1 pseudogene is annotated in these 396 nt (G+C 61.6%); it reads right to left on the bottom strand.

Annotation, left to right across the window (positions count from 1 at the left end):
- Positions 1-384 (bottom strand): annotated as a pseudogene (locus tag GVK95_RS24985) (helicase); the annotation flags it as partial.
- Between the last annotated feature and the right edge of the window lie 12 nt (positions 385-396).

Here is a 396-nt window from a genome sequence, read left to right as displayed (position 1 = left end):
CTCCTGAATGTTGGTCCCCACACCGAGCTTCTCGGTGCTGCCCATCACCACGCGCACCGCCCCTCTTCGCACGCTCCGGAACAACGCATCTTTCAATGCATCGGTGTCGTAGTCATGGATGAAGGCGATCTCGTGCGACGGGATGCCCATGCACACCAGCTTCGACCGCAGCTCTTCGTAGGCGTTGAAGCCCCCGTCGTTGCGCGGCGTCGACAGATCGCAGAAGACGACTTGCGCCCCCTTGCTCTCGGCGTACTCGGACCAGATCCGGTACACGTTGTCCGCGCAAACACGGATCTTTCCACGCTCGGGCTGGGCCGCCAACGGATTCACCAGCCTGAGATCCAGCGCAGCCTTGCGACCGTCACCAGTGATCTTCAGCATGTTGTCCTCGCT

Origin of the sequence: Rhizobium sp. 18065, assembly GCF_902706095.1 — a bacterium.
Classification (GTDB): domain Bacteria; phylum Pseudomonadota; class Alphaproteobacteria; order Rhizobiales; family Rhizobiaceae; genus Allorhizobium.
This window is presented reverse-complemented; position numbering and strand designations above follow the sequence as displayed.